This is a genomic window from Acidimicrobiales bacterium (assembly GCA_036273495.1).
Classification (GTDB): domain Bacteria; phylum Actinomycetota; class Acidimicrobiia; order Acidimicrobiales; family JAJPHE01; genus DASSEU01.
The window spans coordinates 1-6016 of sequence record DASUHN010000388.1; the positions used below are offsets into that span (position 1 = coordinate 1).

At 72.1% G+C, this 6016-nt stretch carries 6 protein-coding genes; 3 read left to right on the forward strand and 3 right to left on the reverse strand.

Annotated elements, in window-relative coordinates; translation table 11 throughout:
* Both VFW24_16865 and VFW24_16870 read left to right on the forward strand, forming a co-directional pair.
* The coding region (locus VFW24_16865) for an AMP-binding protein (GenBank protein HEX5268443.1) at positions 1-1344 on the forward strand (1344 nt) is incomplete at its 5' end.
* A 2-nt stretch (positions 1345-1346) separates the two neighbouring features.
* Positions 1347-2333 carry an NADP-dependent oxidoreductase gene (locus tag VFW24_16870; GenBank protein HEX5268444.1) on the forward strand — a complete coding sequence of 329 codons (987 nt, stop codon included), beginning with the start codon at positions 1347-1349 and terminating at the stop codon, positions 2331-2333.
* 6 nt (positions 2334-2339) lie between these two features.
* Here VFW24_16870 and VFW24_16875 read toward each other — a convergent pair whose 3' ends face one another.
* Both VFW24_16875 and VFW24_16880 read right to left on the reverse strand, forming a co-directional pair.
* Complete coding sequence (locus VFW24_16875) at positions 2340-2654, reverse strand: hypothetical protein (protein HEX5268445.1); 315 nt, start codon at positions 2652-2654, stop codon at positions 2340-2342.
* 211 nt (positions 2655-2865) lie between these two features.
* A complete protein-coding gene (locus VFW24_16880; protein ID HEX5268446.1) occupies positions 2866-4209 on the reverse strand; it encodes a M20/M25/M40 family metallo-hydrolase in 1344 nt (447 codons plus the stop codon).
* A 40-nt stretch (positions 4210-4249) separates the two neighbouring features.
* On the opposite strand from VFW24_16880, the gene VFW24_16885 reads away from it, so the two are divergent.
* A complete protein-coding gene (locus VFW24_16885; GenBank protein HEX5268447.1) occupies positions 4250-5080 on the forward strand; it encodes an aminotransferase class IV in 831 nt (276 codons plus the stop codon).
* On the opposite strand, the gene VFW24_16890 is transcribed toward VFW24_16885, so the two are convergent.
* Positions 5041-6016, reverse strand: a 976-nt coding sequence (locus VFW24_16890; GenBank protein HEX5268448.1) for a lysylphosphatidylglycerol synthase transmembrane domain-containing protein, incomplete at its 5' end; no start/stop codon positions are given. The genes VFW24_16885 and VFW24_16890 overlap by 40 nt on opposite strands.

Sequence of the window (6016 nt, forward strand, 5' to 3'; positions counted from 1 at the left end):
TGCAGGCTCATCGTCACCGACTCCGCCGGCCTCGACCTGCTGGAGACGGCCGACGTCGCCGACATTCCGAAGGTGGTCGTCGACGGGCCCGGCTACGCGGGCGAGTGGCTGGCGCCTTACGTGGATGCCGATCTCCCCACCGTCGAGGTGGCCGACGGCGACCCGTTCGTCCTGATCTTCACCTCGGGCACGACCAGCGCGCCGAAGGCCGCCATCTGCACGCACGGCCGGCTGGCCGCCATGGCCACCGGCTTCCGGCGCTTCGGGCTGACCGAGGACGACGTCGCCTACAACGCCATGCCCTGGTTCCACTCCAATGCCATGTATGTCTCGGTCGGCCCGTCGATCGGCATCGGGATGGCGCTCGTACTGCGGCGGAGGTTCTCGGCCTCGAACTGGATCCGGGATGTGAAGAGGTACGGGGTCACCTACTTCAACTACGTGGGCAAGCCTCTCGAGTACATCCTGGCCACGCCCGAGCTCCCGGACGACAGCGACAACCGGCTCCGGCTGGGGCTGGGCAACGAGGCCAACGAGGACGACGTCGGGCGGTTCAGCCAGAGGTTCGGCGTCGAGATCCGGGAGAACTTCGGGTCCACCGAGGGGGGGATCACCATCCTGCGGGTGCCCGGCCAGCCGAAGGGGGCGCTCGGGGTGGCCGAGACCGTCAAGGTCCTGGATCCGGAAAGCGGCCGGGAGTGCGCGGTGGCCCGCTTCGACCGGCACGGCCGGCTGGTCAACTCCGACGAGGCCATCGGCGAGTTCGTCAACACCGCCGGGCTCGGGACCTTCGAGGGCTACTACAACAACGAGGAGGCCAACCGGGAGCGGAACCGGAACGGCTGGTACTGGTCGGGGGACCTCGGCTACCGGGACGATGGCGGCTACCTGTACTTCGCCGGCCGGGGCTACGACTGGGTCCGCGTCGACGGGGAGAACTTCTCCGCCGCCCCGGTCGAGCGGATCCTGCTCCGTCACCCCTCGGTGCGGCTGGTTGCGGTCTACGCCGTCCCCGACGCCCATGTCGGGGACAGGGTCATGGCCGCCGTCCGGCTGGACGACGGGGCGGTCTTCGACCCCGACGGGTTTGCCGCCTTCCTGGCCGAGCAGGCCGATCTGGGCCGGAAGTGGGTTCCCACCTACGTCCGGGTCGTCTCCGAGCTTCCGCTCACCGCCACCAACAAGATCGAGAAGCGCCGGCTGCGGGCCGAGCGGTGGAACACCGCCGATCCGGTCTGGGTCAGGGAGGGGGCGGCCTCCTCCTACCGGCTGTTGGGGCCCGACGACGTCGAGGCGGTCGAGAAGGCCGTCGTGGAGTCCGGCCGGGCCGGGGTGCTCACCTGACCATGATCGAGAGTCGCGAGGTCCACCTCGTCGCCCGCCCCGACGGCCTGCCCCGCCCCGAGGACTTCCGGGTCGTGCCGGTCATGGTGTCCGACCCCGGCCCGGGCGAGGTCCTGATCCGGAACCTCTACCTGTCGGTGGACCCGGCCATGCGTCCCCGCCTCACCGCCGGCTACGAGCTCGACGAGCCGATGGCGGGCGCGGCCATCGGCCGGGTCGTCGCCTCCGAGGCCGGCGGTCTCGACGAGGGTGACCTCGTCCTGCACGGTCACGGTATGAGGGAGTACGTGGTGTCGGCCGAGCGGGGCCTGCGCAAGCTCGAGCCCGTCCCCGGCCATCCCATCACCGTCCACATGCACGTCCTGGGCGGGACGGGCTTCACCGCCTACGGAGGCATCCTGGCCGTGGCCCGTCTGGCCGATGGAGACCGGGTCTTCGTCTCCACCGCGGCGGGGGCGGTCGGATCGGTGGCCGCCCAGATCGCCAAGCTGAAGGGCTGCTGGGTCGTCGGATCGACCGGCAGTCCCGACAAGGCGGCCTGGCTCCGGGAGCTGGGCCTCGACGTGGCCATCGACTACCGGGCCACCCCGATCAACCGCGCCCTGCGGGAGGCGGCGCCGGACGGGATCGACGTCTACTTCGACAACGTCGGTGGGGACCACCTCGATGCCGCCCTGGCCCGGATGAACCCGCTGGGGCGGGTGGCGGTGTGCGGGATGATCTCGGGCTACAACGAACGGGGGGCCCGGACGACCGTCCACAACCTGGCCAACATCATCTACGGCCGGATCGAGATCCGGGGCTTCACCGTGGCGGACTTCACCGACCGGCGGGACGACTTCGTGCGGGACATGTCGGGGTGGCTGGCGGACGGGCGGATCCGCTACCGGGAGACGGTCCTCGAGGGCATCGAGTCGGTGCCGAGTGCCCTCATCGGACTGTTCCAGGGCGTCAACACCGGCAAGATGCTCGTCCAGCTCGGCGACTGACTCCGGTCAGTCCGGGTAGTACGGGCCCCCCTGGAACTTGAGGCAGCTGCACGACGAGGAGTACTGCTCGGTGCGGACCTCGTCGGCGCCGTCCCGCCGGCCCGAAAGGAACTTGCTTCCGTAGACGAGGGCATTGGGGAAACTCGTCTGCAACGTCTGGGCCTGGGCCGCGAACCCGTTGGCGGTGATCGTCGACAGCCCGTTGACCACCTTCTGCAGGAAGAAGATGTAGTCGCACGCCGACGCCGCCGTGACCTCGTCGTTGGGGTTGCTCGAGCTCACCGGGTAGCCGGCGGCCCCCTGGATCTGGAAGCAGGACACGCGGGCCGGGTTCTGGTGCCAGCCGGCGTCGTACGTGGGGTCGTAGTCGCTCTAGCTGACGGCCAGGGCGTTGTTCTGCTCGTCCGAGGGGTTGAGCGAAGTCCCGGGGTTGTTCTGCCCGTTCTGGCCGTAGCGCGGGTAGTAGGCCTGGGACTCGTCTGGTCGCACTAAGGAGTCCCGGCCCGGGTGGTGGGTTCGGACGAAGGCCGGCTCAGCCGAGGAGCCCGGTGGCCACGTCCCCCCACATCCGGGCGGTCAGGGCCAGGGAGCCGACGTCGACGCGCTCGTCGTTGCCGTGGAAGCGGGAGGAGAAGTCCTCGAAGGTGACCGACTCGGTGAACAGGCCGAACCCGTAGGCCACCGCCCCCCGCTCCCGGTAGAAGCGGGCGTCGGTGCCACCTGCCGTCATGCGCGGGACGAGTGAGGCGTCGGGATAGACCTGGCGGGTCACCCGCTCGATGACGTCGCGCAGCTGTGTGTCCCACGGGCTGGCGGTCGGGGTGGCGTCGTGGAGGGCCTCCACCTCGACGTCGCCCGCCAGGGGCCCGAGGGCCTCGGCCAGGTTGGCGGCCACGTCGTCGGGCCCCTCGCCGGGCAGGACCCTGATGTCGACGTCGACGTCGACGACGTCGGGAATGACGTTGGTCTTGACCCCCCCGTGCACCACGTTGGGGGAGAACGTCATGTGGGTGCAGGCGTGGGCCAGCTTGGCCGTGCGGCGGTCGTCGAGGCCGGCGCAGGCGTCGTAGACCCGGTCGGGATCTGTCAGGGCGGCCCGGACCTCCTCGGGAACGTCGAGGGCGGCGGTGTACGCCCTCCACGTCTCGCTGATCCGGGCCCGGGGCCGGAACGCCGCCAGCCGCTGGACGACCGCCCCCGCCTTGACCAGGGCGTTGTCGGTGCCGAACGGCATGGAACCGTGGCCGGGGGTGCCGCGCACGCGGAGGCGGCGCCAGGCGATGCCCTTCTCACCCGACGTGAGGGTGACCAGCCGGCCGGCCGGCCCGGCATGGACGATGCCTCCCGACTCGGTCAGCACGTAGTCGGCGCGGACGGTGTCGTACTCGTGGTCGGTGAGCCAGCCGGCGCCGTGGGCCCCGCCCGCCTCCTCGTCCGCCACCGCCAGGTACACGAGACTGCCCCGGGGCCGCCATCCGCTCTGGGCCAGGTGCCGCACCGCCACGGCCATCGACGCCGTGAGGTTCAGCATGTCGATGGCGCCCCGGCCCCACACCTCCCCGTCGACCAGCTCGCCGCCGAAGGGGTCGCGGCTCCAGCCCGACGGAGTGACCGGCACCACGTCGGTGTGGCCCATGAGACACAGGGTCGGAGCCGTCGGGTCGTGACCCTCGATGCGCACGACCAGCGATCCCCGCCCGGGCGTGGGCTCGTACTGCTCGACGTCGAGTCCCCCGCCTTCCAGGTAGGAGCGGAGCAGCTCGGCGTTGCGCACCTCGTGGCCGGAGGTCGGGCTCCCGTCGTTGACGCACTGGCTGCGGATGAGGTGCTGGAGGAGCTCGGTGACCTCGCCGGCCAGGCTGTCGTGGGCCGCCACGTCCGGACCCTACTTTCATCGCCCTCTACCGTTGCCACCGATGAAGGTCTGGCTCGACGGTGGCCTGGTGGACGAGCACCGGGCCGTGGTGTCGGTCTTCGACCACGGGCTCACCGTCGGTGACGCGGTGTTCGAGACCGTCGCCGTGCGCGCCGGCCGGCCGATCGCAGTCACCCGTCACCTCTGGCGGCTGCAGCGCTCGGCTGGCGTCGTCGGGCTCGAAGCGCCGGCTCTCGACGAGCTGATCGGGGCCGTGACCGAGACCGTGGCGGCCAACGGCCTGGGAGACGCCGTGGTCCGGGTCCTCCTGACGAGCGGTCCCGGCCCGTTGGGCTCGGTGCGCGGGGGGCGCAGGGTCACAGCGGCGGTGCTGGCGGGGCCGTACCCGGGTTGGGCCGATACCGCGGAGGTGGTCCTCGTCCCCTGGCCCCGCAACGAGCGCTCGGCTCTCGCCGGGGTGAAGACGACGTCGTATGCCGAGAACGTGGTGGCGCTGGCCGAGGCGCGGGCGCGCGGCGGATCCGAGGCGGTGTTCGCCAACACGGCGGGCAACCTGTGCGAGGGCAGCGGTAGCAACGTCTTCCTGGTCCTCGACGGGACGCTAGTCACTCCCCCGCTGTCGTCGGGGTGCCTGGCCGGAGTGTCGCGGGCGATCGTCGTCGAGCTGCTCGGGATACCGGTCGAGGAGCGCGATGTGCCGATGGCCGCGCTCGCTCAGGCGGGAGAGGCGTTCCTCACCTCGGCCACGCGCAACGTGCAGCCGGTCCGCACCGTCGACGGCGCCGCGCTGGCGGCGTGCCCCGGCCCTCTCACCCAGCGGGTGGCCGCCGCCTACGCCGCTCTGCTCGAGAGGGACCCCGACCCGGCGTAGGAGACGGCCGGCACCGACGCCGGTTCACGGATGATCACGGGCGCCGCCGTCGGAGCCGGCGCCCGCCGGCCCGCCACCTCGAGCCCGAGGAAGGCGGCCCAACCCACCGGGACCGTGCCCCAGAAGCTGATGATGCGGTACAGGAGCACGGTGGCGAAGGCCTCGGGGCCGTGCACCCCGTAGGCGATCAGGAGCGCGGCCATCGAACCTTCGACGACGCCCAGCCCGCCCGGAGTGACCGGCAGGCTGGCCGAGACCTGGGTGAGCCCGTAGACGACGAGGACTCCCCGCCAGGGAACCGACGCCCGCAGCGCCTCGAGCGCGGCCACGAGCACCACCGCGTCGTACAGCCAGTTGCTGAGGGCCAGACCGAAGGCCCGCGCCCACCCGCGCGGCCCGGGCCGGACCAGGCCGAGATTGTCGGTGATGCTGCGGGCCAGCCGGCCCACTCGCCCGACGAGCGGGCTCCGCTGCGCCGCCGCCTCCCAGGCCGTGCCGAGGCCCCGGCGGAACGTGGGGTTGCGGCGCGCCAGCGACCAACCGGCCGCCACCACCAGAGGGATCGCCGCCAGCAGGGCCGCCAGCCACCGCAGACTGGCCACCGGTCCGCGGCCGCCCGCCACCCATGACCCGGCCGCCACCAGCACGAAGACGGCGAAGCCGGCCAGGGCGCCGGCCACGAGCACGACCCAAGCGGCGAGCGTGCGGTTGGCGCCCCGCCGGCGCAGCTGACCGAAGGCCCACGTGGCCGACCAGGCGGCGCCGCCGGGCAGCGACATCGCCATGGCGTTGCCGGCCAGGGTGATCCCGACCATCGGGGCCAGCTCGACCTCCACCCCGCCGGCCCGGAGCAGCCGGCGCTGCAGCCGGGCGAAGACCACCATCGAGGCGATCTCGGCGCCCACCGCCACAGCCACCCACCGCCACTCGAGCCGG

Excerpts from the sequence above, each read along its gene's own strand:
- VFW24_16870 (HEX5268444.1), top strand. The coding sequence starts at position 1,347 with ATGATCGAGAGTCGCGAGGTCCACCTCGTCGCCCGCCCCGACGGCCTG.
- VFW24_16885 (HEX5268447.1), top strand. The coding sequence starts at position 4,250 with ATGAAGGTCTGGCTCGACGGTGGCCTGGTGGACGAGCACCGGGCCGTG.